15 protein-coding genes and 1 tRNA gene are annotated in these 18054 nt (G+C 51.8%); 12 read left to right on the top strand and 4 right to left on the bottom strand.

Going from position 1 to position 18054, the window contains the following annotated elements; all coding sequences use genetic code 11:
• Positions 1 to 277 precede the first annotated feature (277 nt).
• The 7 genes from DW096_RS12285 (at position 278) to DW096_RS12255 (ending at position 8998) form a co-directional block, all read left to right on the top strand.
• On the top strand, positions 278 to 1027 hold the full coding sequence (locus tag DW096_RS12285; protein WP_008665687.1) for a NigD-like protein: 750 nt from the start codon (positions 278 to 280) through the stop codon (positions 1025 to 1027).
• A gap of 183 nt (positions 1028 to 1210) precedes the next feature.
• Positions 1211 to 1284, top strand: a tRNA-Pro gene (locus DW096_RS12280).
• 200 nt (positions 1285 to 1484) lie between these two features.
• Positions 1485 to 2264, top strand: a complete 780-nt coding sequence (locus DW096_RS12275) for a DnaJ domain-containing protein (protein WP_009037189.1) — start codon at positions 1485 to 1487, stop codon at positions 2262 to 2264.
• 76 nt (positions 2265 to 2340) lie between these two features.
• Positions 2341 to 5613: a S41 family peptidase gene (locus DW096_RS12270; protein ID WP_120028770.1), complete on the top strand. Its 3273-nt coding sequence runs from the start codon at positions 2341 to 2343 to the stop codon at positions 5611 to 5613.
• 180 nt (positions 5614 to 5793) lie between these two features.
• Positions 5794 to 7392, top strand: coding sequence for an aspartate:alanine exchanger family transporter (locus DW096_RS12265; protein ID WP_005824164.1), 1599 nt, complete (start codon positions 5794 to 5796; stop codon positions 7390 to 7392).
• A 3-nt stretch (positions 7393 to 7395) separates the two neighbouring features.
• Positions 7396 to 8403 (top strand): aminodeoxychorismate synthase component I, encoded by a 1008-nt coding sequence (locus DW096_RS12260; RefSeq protein ID WP_117588678.1) that lies wholly within the window; start codon positions 7396 to 7398, stop codon positions 8401 to 8403.
• Positions 8387 to 8998, top strand: a complete 612-nt coding sequence (locus tag DW096_RS12255; RefSeq protein WP_005824168.1) for an aminotransferase class IV family protein — start codon at positions 8387 to 8389, stop codon at positions 8996 to 8998. Before DW096_RS12260 ends, DW096_RS12255 begins: the two co-directional genes overlap by 17 nt.
• A 5-nt stretch (positions 8999 to 9003) precedes the next feature.
• Here DW096_RS12255 and DW096_RS12250 read toward each other — a convergent pair whose 3' ends face one another.
• On the bottom strand, positions 9004 to 9393 hold the full coding sequence (locus DW096_RS12250) for a DUF2721 domain-containing protein (RefSeq protein WP_005824170.1): 390 nt from the start codon (positions 9391 to 9393) through the stop codon (positions 9004 to 9006).
• Between the two features lie 177 nt (positions 9394 to 9570).
• Here DW096_RS12250 and DW096_RS12245 point away from each other — a divergent pair, with 177 nt between their 5' ends.
• The 5 genes from DW096_RS12245 to DW096_RS12225 all read left to right on the top strand — a co-directional run bounded on the left by DW096_RS12245 (position 9571) and on the right by DW096_RS12225 (position 13146).
• On the top strand, positions 9571 to 10893 hold the full coding sequence (locus DW096_RS12245) for a 3-phosphoshikimate 1-carboxyvinyltransferase (RefSeq protein ID WP_117958601.1): 1323 nt from the start codon (positions 9571 to 9573) through the stop codon (positions 10891 to 10893).
• A 254-nt stretch (positions 10894 to 11147) separates the two neighbouring features.
• On the top strand, positions 11148 to 11576 hold the full coding sequence (locus tag DW096_RS12240) for a phospholipase (RefSeq protein WP_117588708.1): 429 nt from the start codon (positions 11148 to 11150) through the stop codon (positions 11574 to 11576).
• Positions 11577 to 11626: 50 nt separating this feature from the next.
• A complete protein-coding gene (locus DW096_RS12235) occupies positions 11627 to 12439 on the top strand; it encodes a metal ABC transporter permease (protein ID WP_016274158.1) in 813 nt (270 codons plus the stop codon).
• A 13-nt stretch (positions 12440 to 12452) separates the two neighbouring features.
• A complete protein-coding gene (gene tsaE / locus DW096_RS12230) occupies positions 12453 to 12878 on the top strand; it encodes a tRNA (adenosine(37)-N6)-threonylcarbamoyltransferase complex ATPase subunit type 1 TsaE (RefSeq protein ID WP_016274159.1) in 426 nt (141 codons plus the stop codon).
• Positions 12879 to 12927: 49 nt separating this feature from the next.
• Positions 12928 to 13146, top strand: a complete 219-nt coding sequence (locus DW096_RS12225) for an immunity 17 family protein (RefSeq protein ID WP_005835118.1) — start codon at positions 12928 to 12930, stop codon at positions 13144 to 13146.
• A gap of 61 nt (positions 13147 to 13207) precedes the next feature.
• Here the strand turns inward: DW096_RS12225 and DW096_RS12220 are convergent, their stop codons facing one another.
• The 3 genes from DW096_RS12220 to dnaE all read right to left on the bottom strand — a co-directional run bounded on the left by DW096_RS12220 (position 13208) and on the right by dnaE (position 17930).
• Positions 13208 to 13540, bottom strand: coding sequence for a hypothetical protein (locus DW096_RS12220; protein WP_118931054.1), 333 nt, complete (start codon positions 13538 to 13540; stop codon positions 13208 to 13210).
• A gap of 111 nt (positions 13541 to 13651) precedes the next feature.
• A complete protein-coding gene (gene trxA / locus DW096_RS12215) occupies positions 13652 to 13966 on the bottom strand; it encodes a thioredoxin (protein ID WP_005824191.1) in 315 nt (104 codons plus the stop codon).
• Positions 13967 to 14132: 166 nt separating this feature from the next.
• On the bottom strand, positions 14133 to 17930 hold the full coding sequence (gene dnaE, locus DW096_RS12210) for a DNA polymerase III subunit alpha (RefSeq protein WP_117958602.1): 3798 nt from the start codon (positions 17928 to 17930) through the stop codon (positions 14133 to 14135).
• Positions 17931 to 18054 lie beyond the last annotated feature (124 nt).

Here is an 18054-nt window from a genome sequence, read left to right as displayed (position 1 = left end):
GCAGTTCGAGACATACATCTCAACACACGCGAGATGCACATCTCATGCAGTTCGAGACATACATCTCAACACACGCGAGATGTGCATCTCATACAGCAAAGGTAATCATATTCCACCTGATATACAAATATCTTTCATGTATCGGGGAATAATATTCCGCACCAGCTTACTCCGGCTCTTATCATTAATTAACAATGCTGCATGCAGGGTTTTCGCAAATATGCTATTTCTATAAAAGCAAGACCTATTCCAAATGTTTAATTTAAAAGAGTACACTATGAAAATGAAGTCAATCTTTAACAAGAAAATTTTAATCGCTATTGCAACCATCAGCTCCTTAAGCCTCCAATCGTGCCTGGACGACGATGATAATTATGCCATGAGATTCCCCAATGCCCTGGTAACGGTAAAGACCGATGCAGACCAGACAGTCTTTCTGCAATTGGATGACAAGACCACTCTGCTGCCTACCAACATGACAAAATCTCCCTACGGCGAGAAGGAAGTCCGCGCTTTGGTAAACTACAAGGAAGTGGACGAGCCCAGCGATATCTACACCCAAGCTGTACATATAAACTGGATAGACAGTATCCTTACCAAACCCATCGCCCCGGATTTGGGTGAAGAGAACGATACCGTATACGGCACCGACCCGGTGGAAATAGTGAACGATTGGGTAACCATCGCAGAAGACGGTTATCTGACCCTTCGCTTTAGAACTCAGCAAGGAGACTATCAAACAAAGCACTTTGTCAATCTGCTGCTGAGCGAGAATCCGGAAAACCCGTATGAAGTAGAATTCCGCCACAATGCCAAGGGCGACATTTACGGCAGGTATGCGGACGGACTGGTTGCTTTCAAGTTGGATGCCCTGCCTGATACAGAAGGCAAGACCGTTAAATTGAAACTGAAGTGGAAATCATTTAGCGGCGAAAAATCTGCGGAATTCGATTATTGTACCCGGAAATCCGTAACGCCCGAAAGTCCGGCTATCACTTCCGTAAGAAACAGCCTAAACCTGCAATAACTTCATTCAAAGTATGCCTGCCCGCTCAAAGCCATTGCCTTGCGAAGCAGGCATACAAGTAAAAAGAGAGCAGGACACGTTGACCGAAAGCCTTGAAACTGCAAAATATAGGTTCATTCAATAAAAAAAGCACTATAAATATTTGCTATTTTAAAATAAAGCCGTACATTTGCACCCGCAATTCGGGATGTAGCTCAGCCCGGTAGAGTACGCGTCTGGGGGGCGTGTGGTCGCAAGTTCGAATCTTGTCATCCCGACTGTTGAGCATTAAGGAGTTAAGTCTAAGACTTAACTCCTTAATTTTTATAGTATTTTTTAATGACAGACTTGCTGCCATAAATATGCTGAATATGTACAAAAAGAAGACGGTGCCTATTCGCTTCAGCGGGAATAGCTCATCAAATTACTGGAATTCTCGTAAGAAATCTCTATTTTTGCACTTTAAACAAGAAAAATTATGGGAGCAGCTAAATGGATAGGCGGCATCATCGGCTTCATGGCCGGAGGACCGCTGGGAGCCTTGGCAGGTTTTGTATTCGGTTCACTGTTCGACACCGATTCAAGTGACGCAGGCAGTTATTATGGAGAAGAACCAACGCACGGCACTACCTATACCGGGCAACGGAACAGTTTCCTCTTCTCCATGCTCGTGATGGCTTCGTACATTATCCGTGCAGACGGGCGCATCATGCATAGTGAAATGGAATTCGTCCGCCGCTTTCTGAGAAGCACATTCGGTGAGGCTGCCGTGGGCGAGGGAGAACGGATATTACTCAACCTCTTCGAACAGCGCAAGCAGATGGACAGACAAAACCCACTGGCATTTAAAAACACCATCCGTGACTGCGGAACGCAGATTGCCGCCAACCTGACATACGAGGAACGCTTGCAACTGCTGGTATTCTTGGTAGAAATTGCCAAAAGCGACGGACACGTCTGCAACGAAGAGATAGAAGCCTTGAAAGAAGTGGCCATGTACATGGGACTATCCGTCAAGGAAGTGGAATCCATGCTCAACCTGGGCGGTAGCTCACTGAACGAGGCCTACAAAGTACTTGAACTTGAACCCACTGCCACCAATGACGAAGTGCGTGCCGCTTACCGCCGCCTAGCCTTGAAACACCATCCCGACCGGGTGGCAACACTGGGCGAAGACATCAAGAAAGCCGCAGAAGAGAAGTTCCAAAGCATCAACAATGCCAAAGAACAGATATACAAGGCACGAGGTATGAAATGACGTACCTCGCTCCTTGCCTTGTGGACAGCATCATGACGTTTATAAACATTCTATATTAACATCAACCCACACACTTATGAAGAAAACCCTTGCAATCCTTGCACTAGGCCTTACTGCCATTGCCGGACATGCCGCCACGCCGCTCTGGATGCGCGATGTGCAAATCTCTCCCGACGGTACGGAAATCGCATTCTGCTACAAAGGAGACATCTACAAGGTGCCGGCCAAAGGTGGAACCGCCACACAGCTTACTACCCAAGAGAGCTACGAATGTACCCCCATATGGTCGCCGGACGGCAAACAAATAGCCTTTGCCAGCGACAGATACGGCAACTTCGACGTATTCGTGATGCCGGCAGACGGCGGAACCGCCCAACGGCTCACTACCCACTCCACCGGTGAGATACCCTCCACATTCACTCCGGACGGAAAGTATATCTTGTTTTCCGCATCCATCCAGGACCCGGCAAGCAGCGCTCTTTTCCCCACTTCGGCCATGACCGAGCTTTACAAAGTACCTGCAACGGGAGGGCGTACGGAGCAAGTGCTGGGCACCCCTGCCGAAGCGGTCTGCTTCGACAAGGCGGGCCATCAGTTCCTCTACCAAGACCGCAAGGGATTTGAAGATGAATGGAGAAAGCATCACATCTCCTCCATCACCCGCGACATCTGGCTGTATGATGCAAAGACGGGTACCCATACCAACCTCACCGACCGCGCGGGCGAAGACCGCAACCCGGTGTTGTCACCCGATGGAAGAACGGTTTACTTTCTGAGTGAGAGAAACGGCGGCTCATTCAACGTGTATGCCTTCCCGCTGGCACAGCCCCGAGAGGTGAAGCCCATCACCAGCTTCAAGACACATCCCGTGCGCTTCCTCTCCATGAGTGACGGCGGGACGTTGTGCTACAGTTACGACGGCGAAATCTATACCCAGCAGCCGGATGCCACCCCGAAGAAAGTCGCCATAGAACTGGTGCGCGATGACCGGCCGCAATTCGCCAACCTGCAGTCTTCCGACGGAGCCACCTCTGCCGTTGTGTCCCCGGACGGAAAACAGATTGCCTTCACGCTGCGCGGAGAAGTCTTTGTCACTTCGGCAGACTATGCCACTACCAAGCAGGTGACGCACACACCGGCACGCGAAGCGGGCCTCTCCTTTGCGACGGACAACCGCACCCTGGCCTACGCCAGCGAGCGAGGCGGCAACTGGCAGCTCTACCTTGCCAAGATAGCCCGCAAGGAAGACCCTAACTTCCCGAACGCCACGCTGATTGAAGAAGAAGTGCTGCTGCCCTCCACCACCGTGGAACGTGCCTATCCGCAATTCTCGCCCGACGGCAAGGAACTCGCCTTTATCGAAGACCGCATCCGGCTGATGGTGCTCAATCTGGAGACGAAGAAGGTGCGCCAGATTACGGACGGCTCCACCTGGTACAGCACCGGCGGAGGATTTGACTACGCATGGTCACCGGACGGCAAGTGGTTTACACTTGAGTTCACCGGCAACAAGCACGACCCCTACTCCGACATCGGCCTGGTCAGCGCAGAGGGAGGCAAAGACATCATCAACCTCACCAATAGCGGCTACATGAGCGGCTATCCCCGCTTTGCGCTGGACGGCAACGCCATCCTCTTCACCACCGAACGCTACGGCATGCGTGCCCACGCCTCATGGGGCTCGCTGAACGACGCCATGCTCGTCTTCCTCAACCAAGACGCCTACGACAAATACTGCCTGAGCAAGGAAGACTACGAACTGCGCAAGGAGCTGGAGAAGGAACAGAAAAAGTCTGCCGGAAAAGACACCCCCCAAGACAAAAACAAGGATAAAAAGAAGAAAGACGACAAGAAAGACAGCAATGCTGACGAAAAAGATGACCAGCCGAAAGACATCGTCGTAGAGCTGAAAGGCATCGAAGACCGTGTGGTGCGCCTCACCCCGAATTCTTCCGACATGGGCAGCACCATCATCTCCAAGGATGGCGAGACACTCTACTACCTGGCAGCCTTCGAAGGCGGCTACGACCTCTGGAAGATGAATCTGCGCAAGAAAGAGACCCGCCTGCTGCACAAGATGGATGCCGGATGGGCGGACATGCAGCTGGACAAGGACGGCAAGAGCCTCTTCCTGCTGGGTAGCCACAAGATGCAGAAAATGGACACTTCATCCGACGCGCTGACCCCCATCACCTTCCAGGTAGATGCCAAGATGGACCTGGCTGCGGAGCGCGAATACATGTTCGACCACGTGTACCGCCAACAGCAGAAGCGATTCTACAATACCAATATGCACGGAGTGGACTGGGACAAGATGACCGCCGCCTATCGCCGCTTCCTGCCCCATATCGACAACAATTATGACTTTGCCGAACTGCTGAGCGAATGGCTGGGCGAGCTGAACGTATCTCACACCGGCGGCCGTTTCTATCCCAAAGGGCAATCCGAACCTACTGCCAGCCTGGGACTGTTCTTCGACTGGAACTACACGGGCAAGGGCATGCTCATTGCCGAAGTAGTGGAGAAAGGCCCCTTCGACACAGCCAACACCCGGGTGAAAGCCGGCACAGTCATCGAAAAGATAGACGGCGTGGAAATCACCCCCGATGCGGACTATTACACGCTGCTCAACAACAAGGCACGGAAGAAAACACTTGTTTCTCTCTTCGACCCGCAGACCAAGGAGCACTGGGAAGAGGTCATTATCCCCATTACGAACGGTGCGTTCAGCGATTTACTCTACAGCCGCTGGGTGAAACAGCGTGCGGCAGACGTTGACCGATGGTCGGGTGGCCGATTGGGTTACGTGCACATCGAGTCTATGGGAGACGACAGTTTCCGTTCCGTCTACTCGGACATCCTGGGAAAATACAACAACCGCGAAGGCATCGTCATCGACACCCGTTTCAATGGCGGTGGACGCTTGCACGAGGATATAGAAATACTTTTCAGTGGACAAAAATACTTCACCCAAGTGGTGCGCGGTCGCGAGACGTGCGACATGCCCAGCCGCCGCTGGAACAAACCCTCCATCATGGTGATGTGCGAGGCCAACTACTCCAATGCGCACGGCACGCCGTGGGTTTACAGCCACCGCGGACTGGGCAAGCTGGTAGGCATGCCCGTGCCGGGAACCATGACCAGCGTGTCGTGGGAGCGCCTGCAAGACCCGTCATTGGTATTCGGCATCCCCGTCGTGGGCTACCGCCTACCGGACGGCAGCTATCTGGAGAACTCGCAGCTGGAGCCGGACATCAAAGTAGCCAATTCACCCGAGACCATCGTGAAGGGAGAAGACACACAGCTGAAAGCTGCCGTAGAGGAACTGCTGAAGGAACTCGAAAAATAAGTACCGCCCTGCCCCACGCAGGAATACCGGTCATATAGGCCGATATATATATTAAGATGATGTGTCAAAACGGTTGATGGCACATCATCTTTTTTTATATGCCACAAGGAAGCAAGACTTTTTCTATCTCACTTTTTTGCACTATCTTTGTGACATAAATTCCTAACTCTTTAACTGATTATGTTTGCTGACTTGTTAAACTCCTCCTATTTCGCGCTCTTTCTCATTGTGGCTTTAGGCTTCATGTTGGGAAGAATCAAGATTAAAGGGCTTTCGCTCGACGTCTCCGCCGTCATCTTCATTGCCCTGCTGTTCGGACACTTCGGTGTCATCATCCCCAAAGAATTAGGAAACTTCGGACTGGTGCTCTTCATCTTCACCATCGGCATCCAGGCCGGTCCCGGATTTTTCGACTCCTTCCGGAGCAAGGGCAAGACGCTTATCATCATCACCCTGCTCATCATCTGCTCCGCCGCCCTGACGGCAGTAGGACTGAAATATGCCTTCGACATCGATACTCCCAGTGTCGTGGGACTGATAGCCGGTGCCCTGACCAGTACGCCGGGACTCGCCGTTGCCATTGACAGCACCCATTCCCCACTGGCATCCATCGCTTACGGTATTGCCTATCCTTTCGGCGTTATCGGCGTGATTCTCTTCGTTAAGCTGCTGCCCCGTATCATGCGCATCGACCTCGACAAGGAGGCGCGCCGGTTGGAGAAGGAACGCCGCAGCCAGTTCCCGGAACTGACAACCTGTCTGTTCCGCGTAACCAACCCCGCCGTCTTCGACCGGAGCCTGATGCAAATCAATGCGCGCGCCATGACCGGAGCCGTCATCTCACGCCACAAGCACAACGAGCAGATAGCCATCCCCACCGCCCAGACCATCCTGCACGAGGGAGACTACATACAAGCCGTGGGTAGCGAAGAGGCCTTAAACCAGCTCGCCGTCCTCGTGGGCGAACGCGAAGAAGGCGAACTGCCACTCGTAGACATGCAGGAGATTGAATCCCTGCTGCTCACCAAGAAGGATATGATAAACAAGCAGCTGGGCGACCTCAACCTGATGAAGAACTTCGGCTGCACCGTCACCCGCATCCGCCGAAGCGGCATCGACCTCTCCCCCTCGCCCGACCTCGCCCTGAAATTCGGCGACAAGCTGATGGTGGTGGGCGAGAAGGACGGCATCAAGGGAGTGGCACGCCTGCTGGGCAACGACACCAAGCAACTGTCCGACACCGACTTCTTCCCCATCGCCCTGGGCATCGTGCTGGGCGTGCTCTTCGGCAAGCTCAACATCTCCTTCTCGGACAGTCTGTCGTTCTCTCCGGGACTGACGGGAGGCATCCTGATGGTCGCCTTGTTCCTGAGCGCCATCGGAAAGACCGGCCCCATTCTGTGGTCCATGTCCGGCCCTGCCAACCAACTGCTGCGCCAGCTGGGACTGCTGCTCTTCCTTGCCGAAGTAGGGACATCGGCAGGACGGAATCTGATGGCCACGTTCCAGGAAAGCGGCTGGCTCTTGTTCGGCGTAGGCGCCGCCATCACGCTGGTGCCCATGCTGGTGGCAGTATGCGTAGGCCTGTTCGTGTTCAAGATAAACATTCTCGACCTGCTGGGCACCATCACCGGCGGCATGACCAGTACGCCCGGCCTTGCCGCCGCCGACTCCATGACGGACAGCAACATACCGAGCGTGGCCTATGCCACGGTATATCCCATTGCCATGGTGTTCCTCATTCTGATAATCCAGGTGATAGCCTCCGCAGTCTATTGACGCATGAAGACGTACAGCCGGACAGAAACCATCGCCCGCATGAACGCACTGGCCGGAGCCAATGTGCCCTTCCTCTTCATCGTAGACTACGCGCAAGAGCAGTCGCACATCGAGCCCCTCGACCGGATAGACCCCGCCACCTGCCTTTTCCAATTCCCGAAGGCAGGCAACGCGGGGGCGGCTGCAACAGCCCTTGCCAGAAGCACAGCCGCCCGATGCGCCGGCCCTATCCAGTGGGACATCACTCCCCCTTCCCCCGCCGCATACAGACATTCGTTCGACCTCGTGAAGCAAAACCTGCTGGCAGGCAACAGCTACCTGACGAACCTCACTTGCCGGGTACCCGTCACCACCAATCTGACACTGGAAGAAATATTCCTCCACTCCGAAGCCTTGTACAAGCTGTGGCTGAAAGACCGGTTCGTCTGCTTCTCCCCCGAAATCTTTGTCCGCATAGAGAAGGGCAAGATAAAGTCCTTCCCCATGAAAGGCACCATCGACGCTACCCTGCCCGATGCGGAACAGCTCTTGATGCAGGACACCAAAGAGGCAGCCGAGCACGCCACCATCGTCGACCTGATACGCAACGACCTCAGCATGGTTTCGGAACACGTCGAAGTGACCTCCTACCGCTATATAGACCGCCTGCAAACCAATAAGGGCCCCATCCTCCAGACCAGCTCCGAGATATGCGGCACCCTGCCCGAAGACTACACCGCACACCTGGGCGACATCATCTTCCGCCTGCTTCCTGCCGGCTCCATCACCGGCGCCCCCAAGCCCAAAACCGTAGAAATCATCGCCCAGGCCGAAGACTACCGCCGGGGCTTCTACACCGGCATCATGGGGCATTATGCCGACGGACAGCTGGACAGCGCTGTCATGATACGCTTCATCGAGCAGGAAAACGGCCAGCTCCACTTCAAGGCAGGAGGCGGCATCACCGCCAAAAGCCGGTGGGAAAGCGAATACAACGAAGTAATACAGAAAATATATGTGCCTATTTATTGAAACCATACGCATCGACCACGGAAGGGTCTGCAACCTTTCCCGCCACAACCGAAGGCTGAACGATACCCGCGCCCACTTCTGGCCGGAAAGCACACCGCTGCAACTGTCCGATTATCTGTCGTCTCCCGGCTGTGGAGCAGGCATCACCGGGGCGGGCATCGTCAAGGCACGCGTAGTGTATGGTGAAAAAGGTATTGAAGACCTCAGCTACTCCCCCTACGCCGTGCGGCACGTGCATTCGCTGGCACTGATGCAGGCCGATACCATCGACTACACCTACAAAAGCGCCGGACGCGAACCGCTGAACTGCCTCTTTGCCCTGCGCGGCGCATGCGACGACATTCTGATTGTGAAACAAGGCCTGCTGACAGACACCTCCATCGCCAACATCGCCCTTTCCGACGGTACCCACTGGTACACGCCGGCACATCCCCTGCTGAAAGGGACCAAACGGGCAGCCTTGCTGGAAGAAGGAATCTTGCAGGAAAAAGATATCAGACCGGAAGACTTGCCTTCATTCTCTACTGTCAGGCTGTTCAATGCCATGATTGACTGGGGAGAACTGGAACTCCCCGTACGGAACATCATCCCGTAGAGCCTCTACTCGTGCATATCGTTGAGATGTATCTCCAAAGACTTCACCGATATATATATTTCGTACACCGATATGGCCAGCGAAATAATCAGCAATATCAGCGCCAAACCGAAGATATAGGCCGAAAGCAGATGGAGACGGATATAGACAAAGAACATGCTGACCACGCACAGCAGCAGGCTGCCGATGCCCGCCACCTGCATGGCACGCGTCAGGTAGAGCCGCTTCCTCAGGTTGGCAATCTGCGCCGCCTTCACCGAAGACGGGTTCTCCATGTACTGTTCCTTCAAGGTGCGCACCAGTTGGGCATAGGACAAGAAACGGTTGGTATAGGCCAGCATAATCAGCGATATGGCCGAAAACAGCAAGGCGGGGGTGGTTAAATCTATTTCCATAAGAATGATGCTTAATTATATCTATCCGTCCCGATAGCAGGACTTACCTCCGCAAAGATAAACGAAAGATTGAAACCACAGAAACAAGTTTCCTTTTTTCCATTTCCCAAAGATTTATCCTACTTTTGCAGTGACAATAAAAAAACTCCTTACCACCGTAACTTAACAAATACGACCATGCGATATACCGTTTCCGCTCCTGCCTCACTGCACGCAGCCATACAGCTCCCGGCATCCAAAAGTATCAGTAACCGGGCACTCATCCTCCACTCCCTTGCCCACGGCAATATCCTGCCCCGCAATCTGAGCGATTGTGACGACACCATAGTGATGACTCGCGCCCTCGACGGAAATCCCGGACATATAGATATCCTTGCCGCCGGCACCGCCATGCGTTTCCTCACCGCCTACCTCAGCGTAACTCCGGGCACCCGCATCATCACCGGTACACAACGCATGCAGCAACGCCCCATCCGCATACTGGTAGACGCCTTGCGCGAACTCGGTGCTCAGATTGAATACGTCGGGAACGAAGGTTTCCCCCCACTACGCATCACCGGCACAGCATTGAAAGGCGAAGAAATATCCCTTGCCGGAAATGTAAGTTCCCAATATATATCCGCCCTGCTGATGATTGGCGCCGTACTCCCCCAAGGATTACGCCTGCACCTAACGGGCGACATCATCTCCCGCCCTTACATCAACCTGACCCTGCAACTGATGCGCGACTTCGGTGCCCAAACCGACTGGGCCTCCAAAGATTGTATCACCGTCAGCCCCGGCGGATACACAGATACTCCTTTCACCGTGGAAAGCGATTGGAGCGCCGCCTCTTACTGGTATCAGATGATGGCAATAGAAGGAATTAAAAATGAAAAAATAAAAATGAAAGGGGGAGACAGAAGTAGCGCGAAAGAAAGTGAAGACAGCACGAAGGAAGAAGCGCATACGGCAGAAATCGAACTGCTCGGTCTCTTCGCCCACAGCTATCAAGGCGACAGCCGCGGCGCGGAAGTCTTTGCCCGCCTCGGCGTCCATACCGAATATACAGACCGGGGAGTAAAACTGATCCGTAAGGGTACTCCCGCCACCCGTCTCGACGAAGACATGGTGGACATCCCGGACCTGGCGCAGACCTTTGTCGTCACCTGCTGCCTGATGGACATCCCTTTCCGCTTCACTGGACTGCAAAGCCTCAAAATAAAGGAGACCGACCGTATCACCGCCCTCATTACGGAACTGCGTAAACTGGGTTACGTCGTGCGCTCCGAGCAAGACAGCATCTTGTTGTGGGATGGCGAACGCTGCCCGGCAGACGCTGACCCCGTCATCGCCACCTACGAAGACCACCGTATGGCCATGGCATTTGCCCCCGCCTGCCTTGTACTGCCCCAAATACGGATAAATGAACCACAGGTCGTTACCAAATCTTACCCTGCTTACTGGGAAGACTTGCAAAAGGCGGGATTTAAAGTCTGCCAAGATGCAATGCAATCTTAGAATAAAGCTTTTATTCTTAGAAATACAGCCTTTATTCTTAAGAATATAACCTTTATTCTTAGGAATAAAGGATACATTCTAAGATTAGGATGCATCCAAAGTAGTTTTATACTGCGTTCCAGGCAAGTAATGCCTGCGTCGGGTGGAAGTAATCTGCCTACCTGCAATCTGACTCATTATTTTGTCGTGTACAAAACAATGTGTATCTTTGTCCGTTCTATTAATGGAACATGTTTTTCAAGAAAAGGAAGCCCATGTGGATATTGATTATTAGCCTGATTGTCCTTGCCCTCGTGGCAGCCACAGCCGGAATTATACGCAACCGGAAACTGCAGAAGAAGATAGACCGCGGCGAACTGGACGCCATGCCCGAAGTGCAGGAAGTGGATGCCGAGTGCTGCGGACAGCATGAAATCTGCGAACGTGACAGCCTGCTGGCAGCCGTCAGCAAGCAAATAGAATATTACGATGACGAAGAACTGGACAAATACATCGGCACCGCTCCCGATGCCTATACTCCCGAGCAGGAAGACGAGTTCCGCGACGTGTTCTACACCATGCAAGACACGGACGTAGCCGGATGGGTGCGCAGCCTGCAACTGCGTGGCATAGCCTTGCCGGATAACATCAAGGATGAAGTGTTCCTCATCATCGGCGAACGCCGTCTCACCCCCCATTCCTAACACTCCACATCCAACTTTTAATTTTTAATTCTTAATTTTTAATTGAATAAATGGAGCTACTGCAATACACTTTTTTCCAACATGCCCTCATCGGCAGTCTGCTGGCAAGCATTGCTTGCGGGCTGATAGGCACGTACATCGTTACCCGGAGACTAGTGTTCATCAGCGGCGGATTGACGCATGCATCTTTTGGCGGTATCGGCCTGGGATTGTATACCGGCATTTCCCCCATTCTGTCGGCAGCCTTGTTTGCAGTCTTGTCCGCTTTCGGTGTAGAGTGGCTCAGCAAACGGAAGGACATGCGGGAAGACTCCGCCATTGCCGTATTCTGGACATTGGGCATGGCACTGGGCATCATGTTCACTTTCCTCTCGCCGGGATTCGCACCCGACTTGTCCGCCTATCTCTTCGGCAACATTCTCACGATTACCTGGAGCGACATCGCTCTATTGGGAGGGCTTGCCCTGCTGCTGATACTGTTTTTCGCGCTGTATCTCCATCCCATCATCTACGTAGCCTTCGACCGGGAGTTTGCCCGCTCGCAAGGTATTCCGGTGCAGGTATTCGAATATGTACTGATGATGTTCATTGCGCTGACCATCGTGGCATGCCTGCGCATGGTGGGCATCGTGCTGGTCATTTCGCTGCTCACCGTTCCGCAGATGACCGCCAACTTGTTCTCGCACCGGTTCCACCGCATCATCTGGCTTTCCATCGGCATCGGTTACCTCAGTTGCCTGGGCGGGCTGATGATTTCTTTCTACTTGAATGTCCCCTCGGGTGCATCCATCATATTCTTTTCCATCATTATCTATGCCATTTGCAAGACAGGAAAAAGTTTTTGGCTATATTTGCAACGCTAAATCAAAAGACACAATGGAAATCAAAATTCAGTCATTAGACCAGATTCACGAAGCCGCCCGCCAGTTCATCGCTGAAATGGGTGATAATACCGTCTTCGCTCTTTACGGAAAAATGGGGGCGGGCAAGACAACTTTCATCAAAGCCGTTTGCGAGGAGTTGGGCGTTTCCGACGTCATCACCTCCCCTACCTTCGCCATTGTCAACGAATACCGTTCCGACACTGCCGGCGAACTGATTTACCATTTCGACTTCTACCGCATCAAGAAACTGGAAGAAGTGTATGACATGGGTTACGAAGATTACTTCTACAGCGGCGCCCTCTGCTTCATAGAATGGCCGGAGCTGGTAGAGGAACTCTTGCCGGGCAACACCATCAAGGTCACCATCGAAGAAGTGGAGAACGGAGAGCGGGAAGTCACGTTAGAGAGCTTTGAATAAGGCATGCTTTTCCCCCGCTTTAATTTTTAATTCTTAATTCTTATTTCTGATGAGCCAATACATCGTTCAAGGGATTTTCGCCGTCGCAGGCATCATCGCCTTGCTGGCAGCCATATTGGACTGGAACTGGTTCTTTACTGCCCGAAACACCCAGTTTATCGTACAAAATGTAGGGCGGCGACAAGCTCGCCTGTTCTACGGTGTATTGGGTGTCATTCTCATCGGCACGTCCATCTTCTTTTTTCTGAATACGCCACCGGTCACATAAAAACAAGAAATCGCGGATGAAGCCATGCTCATCCGCGATTTTACTATACTTTTGATACAGACTATTCTTCGTCCAAAGATTCCGTATATTCCATCTCACCTTGTACGATGAAAAGGATTTCTTCCGGATCATAGTCACCCATCTCATCCTTATGGGCTTCCTTGACAATATAGTTCACGATTTTCCCCAAATCAATCTCGATGTACCCATCCGCATCCGGCTGTGCATCAAGGATGCCGCTCTCGGAATAGTACTCGTCAATCAAATCGAGAAAATAATAGAACTCGTCGTCAGAGAACTTCTCTTTCAACTCCTGCGGCAAATAATTCTTGATGTACTCGATGGTCTTTTCATCATCGACATCATTCTGCAAAAAATCGTCTTCCATTCCCATACTTACTATTGCTTAAAGGGTTAATGTTATTGACTATTTGACGATTTACTATTTACTATTTGGCGGCGCCATGATGCCGAAAGGGTAAATCGTAAATCGTCAAATAGTACCTTATAATATCGCTTCTATCTTGGCCACGTAAGCAGATTTCGGAGCAGAACCTACCTGCTTGTCCACCAGCTCTCCATTCTTGAAGAACAAGACTGTAGGGATGTTGCGTATGCCATATTCGGCAGCCACATCACCGTTCTCATCCACGTCACATTTGCCAATAATCACCTTTCCTTCATATTCAGTAGCCAATTCATCGATGATTGGTCCCACCATCTTACAAGGGCCGCACCAAGGTGCCCAGAAATCCATAACGACCGGCTTTCCCTCTGCCAGGATTTCTTGAAAATTGCTGTCTGTAATTTCTAAAGCCATTTCTTTTAATATTAAATGTCAACTATAATTATTAATTTACTGTCAATTGCGTTTTATCAACCTTCGCTTTCGAAGCAAAGATAGTGCAAACCGAATGCAAAACAAAATGAACTTGTTCATTTTTTATGCCGAGGTGCAGCCTATCTTCGTTTTCCAACAAAGATAACTAATTAATCCTGAACTCAAGGTCTGGACGCTCTTTTAAATAAGTAATCAGTTCACGCCCCACGGAAAGCTTCACGGGACGGGAAATCAAATCGACCGTCATCTTGCTATCCTCATCTCTGACTTTGAAATAAAGCTCCGTACTGCCCGGACGTTCCTTGGTCAGTTCCGCCAGTTCAGTTATCAAAGCCTTGTTCAGCACACTCAGCGGAATGAGAATGGTGATCTTCTCAATCAGTTTCTCCTTGACGTCAGGCAACAGTTCCATGGAGGTTATCTTCAGCTCCAACTCATCCTGCCGCCATTGCTTGGGCTGGCAACGGGCTTTGATGAACAAGAAGGTACGTTCACCCAGATACCCCTGATAGGTCACCCAATCATTTCCGAAGAAAGGAAGCTCTGCCGAACCGGAATAGTCTTCAATCTTGGCTATGCCGTAAGGATTTCCATTTTTACTGATACCGCGACGCACGGCGGTCACGATGCCACCCATTGTTATTTCGCGTCCCACAAGTGCCGTCTTATCTTCCAGCTCTGCCATGTGAGTGTTGCAAACATGCTCCAGAACTACGGAATACTCATCCAACGGGTGTGCGGACAGATAGATACCTACCAAATCGCGCTCCCGGTTCAAACGGTCGAGGTCGCTCCAACGTTCCGCTACCGGTATTTCCGGAGTGGCGATATCCACCACATTCTCACCGCCGAACAAGGAGTTTGCAGCCGCAGCCTGGTCGGCCTGGTAACGGTTACCATACCGCACCAAGGTTTCGAGGAAGACCTCGTTCTTGGAATTTACGGCAAAATACTGCTCTCGCTTCAGCTCCGGGAAGCTGTCGAACCCGCCCGCCAAAGCAAGACATTCCAGGTTCTTCTTGTTGCAGGCTGTCAGATTGACACGCTGCACAAAATCAAATATACCCTTGAAAGGACCATTCTTCTCGCGTTCCTCCATGATGCTCTGCACAGCACCCTCGCCTACCCCTTTCACCGCGCCAAGACCAAAACGGATATTGCCTTCCTTGTTCACGGTGAACTTCAGGTTACTTTCATTCACATCCGGCCCCAATGTATTGATGCCCATTGCCTTGCATTCGTCCATCAGTTTGGTTATATCGGTAATATTCGCCAAACTTCGGCTCATGACCGCCGCCATGTATTCGGCCGGATAGTTGGCCTTGAGGAAAGCCGTCTGATAGGCCACCCACGAATAGCAAGTGGCATGTGACTTGTTGAAGGCATAGGATGCAAACTTTTCCCAGTCGGCCCAGATTTTCTCGAGCACTTTCGGGTCATGGCCGTTCTTTTGTCCGCCTGAAATGAATTTCGGCTTCATGTGGTCCAGCTTGTCACGCAGTTTCTTACCCATCGCCTTACGTAAGGCATCGGACTCACCACGGGTGAAGTCTGCCAGCAAACGAGACAGAAGCATGACCTGCTCCTGGTAGACCGTAATGCCGTAGGTATCCTTCAGATACTTCTCCATGATGGGGATATCATACTCGATGGGCTTGCGTCCCCACTTACGGTCGATGAAGTCGGGGATATAATCCATAGGTCCCGGACGGTAGAGGGCGTTCATGGCAATCAAGTCCTCGAAAGTGCTCGGTTGCAACTCACGCAGATATTTCTGCATACCGGCCGATTCAAACTGGAACGTACCGATGGTGCGGCCGTCGCAATAGAGTTTATAGGTAGCAGGGTCGGAAATGGATATCTTGTCGATGTCGAGTTCCAAGCCGCGGTGCAGACGTACATTGGCAACGGCTTCCTTAATGATGGACAAGGTTTTCAGTCCGAGGAAGTCCATCTTGATAAGTCCCGTATCTTCGATGACGGAACCTTCGTATTGGGTAACGAGCATCTTCTCGCCCGTCTCCTTATCATCCGCCGTGCTGACGGGTACCCAATCCGTGATGTCGTCACGGCAAATAATAGTACCGCAGGCATGCACACCCGTACCGCGTACATTACCTTCCAGCATCTTGGCATATTTCATCGTATCGCGCACCAGGGGATCGGGCGAAGCCTCCGCAGCCTGCAATTCGGGCACGTAGGCAATGGCATTGGGCAGGTTGAGTTTCTTGTCGGGAATCTTATCCGGCACGAGCTTGCACAGACGGTCCGATTCGCTCAAAGGCAGTTTCTGCACGCGCGCCACGTCCTTGATGGCCATCTTGGTCGCCATCGTGCCATATGTAATGATGTGCGCCACCTTCTCTTGCCCGTACTTCTCCGTCACCCAGCGGAGCACTTCTCCACGCCCGTCATCATCGAAGTCCACATCGATATCAGGCAAAGAGATACGGTCGGGATTCAAGAAACGCTCGAACAGAAGGTCGTATTGAATCGGGTCTATTTTCGTGATGCCCAAGCAATAGGCCACCGCCGATCCGGCAGCCGAGCCACGTCCCGGTCCTACCGAAACGCCCAGCTGTGTGCGGGCGGCATTGATAAAGTCCTGCACAATCAAGAAGTATCCCGGGAACCCCATCGTCTTCATGATGTACAGCTCAAAGACCAGACGCTCCTTCACCTCGTCGGACAAGGGGTCACCGTACAACTTCTTGGCACCGTCGAATGTCAACTTTGCCAGATAGTCGGCTTCCAGCTTGATACGGTACAGCTTGTCGTAGCCCCCCAGACGCTTTATCTTGGCATTGGCGGCATCCTCATCCAGCACCACCTTGCCGTTTTCATCCTGGGTAAACTCATCAAATAAGTCCTTTTCGGTATATTTCTGCCGATAGCCCTCTTCCGTTCCGAAATCTTCCGGAATAGCAAACGTAGGCATAATAGGAGCGTGGTCGATGGAATAATATTCCACCTTGTCCAAAATCTCCAAGGTATTGGACAAGGCTTCGGGAACATCCTCAAACAAGGCGTTCATCTCAGCCTTTGTCTTCATCCATTCCTGCTTGGTATAAAGCATTCGGGTAGGGTCATCCAGATCTTTACCCGTGCTCAGACAAATCAGGCGGTCGTGCGCTTCTGCATTCTCTTCATCCACAAAGTGGACGTCATTGGAGCAGATAACCTTAATGTCATATTTCCGGGCAAGCTCCAGCAACTTGGCATTCGCCTTCTGCTGAAGCGGATAGGCTTCGTGGTTGGCACGGGGAACAGTGGCTTTATGGCGCTGAAGCTCCAGATAGTAATCATCGCCAAACAGATTCTTATACCAGCGTACAGCTTCTTCTGCCTCTTCCAGCTGGTCATTGATAATCTTCTTAGGAACCTCGCCACCGATACAAGCCGAGCAGACAATCAGCCCCTCATGGTACTTTTCCAGTTCACTGCGGTCTGTACGCGGACGCATATAGTATCCCCTTGTCCAGGCATGCGATACAAGTTTTATCAGATTGTGATACCCCTTCTCATTCTTTGCCAGCACAATCAGGTGATAGCCACTCTGGTCCGGCTTCCCCTCCTTCTTATCCATGGTTCGGCGGGCCACATACATTTCACAGCCTACAATCGGCTTGAACAGCTTGCTTTCCGCTTCTGCCATCTTGGCACGACAATCGGCAATCTCCGCTTCCTTGTCTTCACACTCTATCTCACCGCTTTCAATACCGGCAATCCTTTTCTTGAGGTCCTTTATCTCCCCCTTTGGCCCGCTGTTCTTCTTGTTGACATAGTTGGTGAACTCCTTGATACCGAACATATTTCCATGGTCGGTCACGGCAATGCCTTTCATACCATCCTTCATGGCCTTGTCAACCAGCCTGCTGACACTTGCCTGACCATCCAGAAGAGAGTATTGGGTATGGACATGTAAATGAACAAAATCTTGCATATATATCCTTTCTATTGAGAGCCTAAAATTACAACCTCTATCACAGCTAACAAAAATATTTCCCAAAAAGTTATCAACATGCACATTTCTCTCTCCAAATCCTTGTTAGATTTTCAAAATAAGC

It is taken from the genome of Bacteroides sp. AM07-18, assembly GCF_003602695.1.
Taxonomy (GTDB): domain Bacteria; phylum Bacteroidota; class Bacteroidia; order Bacteroidales; family Bacteroidaceae; genus Bacteroides; species Bacteroides uniformis.
Note: the sequence above shows the minus strand (reverse complement) of the source record. Positions and strands in the feature narration are given on the sequence as shown.

Excerpts from the sequence above, each read along its gene's own strand:
- DW096_RS12285 (WP_008665687.1), top strand. The coding sequence starts at position 278 with ATGAAAATGAAGTCAATCTTTAACAAGAAAATTTTAATCGCTATTGCA.
- DW096_RS12245 (WP_117958601.1), top strand. The coding sequence starts at position 9,571 with ATGCGATATACCGTTTCCGCTCCTGCCTCACTGCACGCAGCCATACAG.
- DW096_RS12265 (WP_005824164.1), top strand. The coding sequence starts at position 5,794 with ATGTTTGCTGACTTGTTAAACTCCTCCTATTTCGCGCTCTTTCTCATT.
- DW096_RS12255 (WP_005824168.1), top strand. The coding sequence starts at position 8,387 with ATGTGCCTATTTATTGAAACCATACGCATCGACCACGGAAGGGTCTGC.
- tsaE (WP_016274159.1), top strand. The coding sequence starts at position 12,453 with ATGGAAATCAAAATTCAGTCATTAGACCAGATTCACGAAGCCGCCCGC.
- dnaE (WP_117958602.1), bottom strand. The coding sequence starts at position 17,930 with ATGCAAGATTTTGTTCATTTACATGTCCATACCCAATACTCTCTTCTG.
- DW096_RS12250 (WP_005824170.1), bottom strand. The coding sequence starts at position 9,393 with ATGGAAATAGATTTAACCACCCCCGCCTTGCTGTTTTCGGCCATATCG.
- DW096_RS12235 (WP_016274158.1), top strand. The coding sequence starts at position 11,627 with ATGGAGCTACTGCAATACACTTTTTTCCAACATGCCCTCATCGGCAGT.
- DW096_RS12275 (WP_009037189.1), top strand. The coding sequence starts at position 1,485 with ATGGGAGCAGCTAAATGGATAGGCGGCATCATCGGCTTCATGGCCGGA.
- DW096_RS12270 (WP_120028770.1), top strand. The coding sequence starts at position 2,341 with ATGAAGAAAACCCTTGCAATCCTTGCACTAGGCCTTACTGCCATTGCC.
- DW096_RS12260 (WP_117588678.1), top strand. The coding sequence starts at position 7,396 with ATGAAGACGTACAGCCGGACAGAAACCATCGCCCGCATGAACGCACTG.
- trxA (WP_005824191.1), bottom strand. The coding sequence starts at position 13,966 with ATGGCTTTAGAAATTACAGACAGCAATTTTCAAGAAATCCTGGCAGAG.
- DW096_RS12220 (WP_118931054.1), bottom strand. The coding sequence starts at position 13,540 with ATGGGAATGGAAGACGATTTTTTGCAGAATGATGTCGATGATGAAAAG.
- DW096_RS12240 (WP_117588708.1), top strand. The coding sequence starts at position 11,148 with ATGTGGATATTGATTATTAGCCTGATTGTCCTTGCCCTCGTGGCAGCC.
- DW096_RS12225 (WP_005835118.1), top strand. The coding sequence starts at position 12,928 with ATGAGCCAATACATCGTTCAAGGGATTTTCGCCGTCGCAGGCATCATC.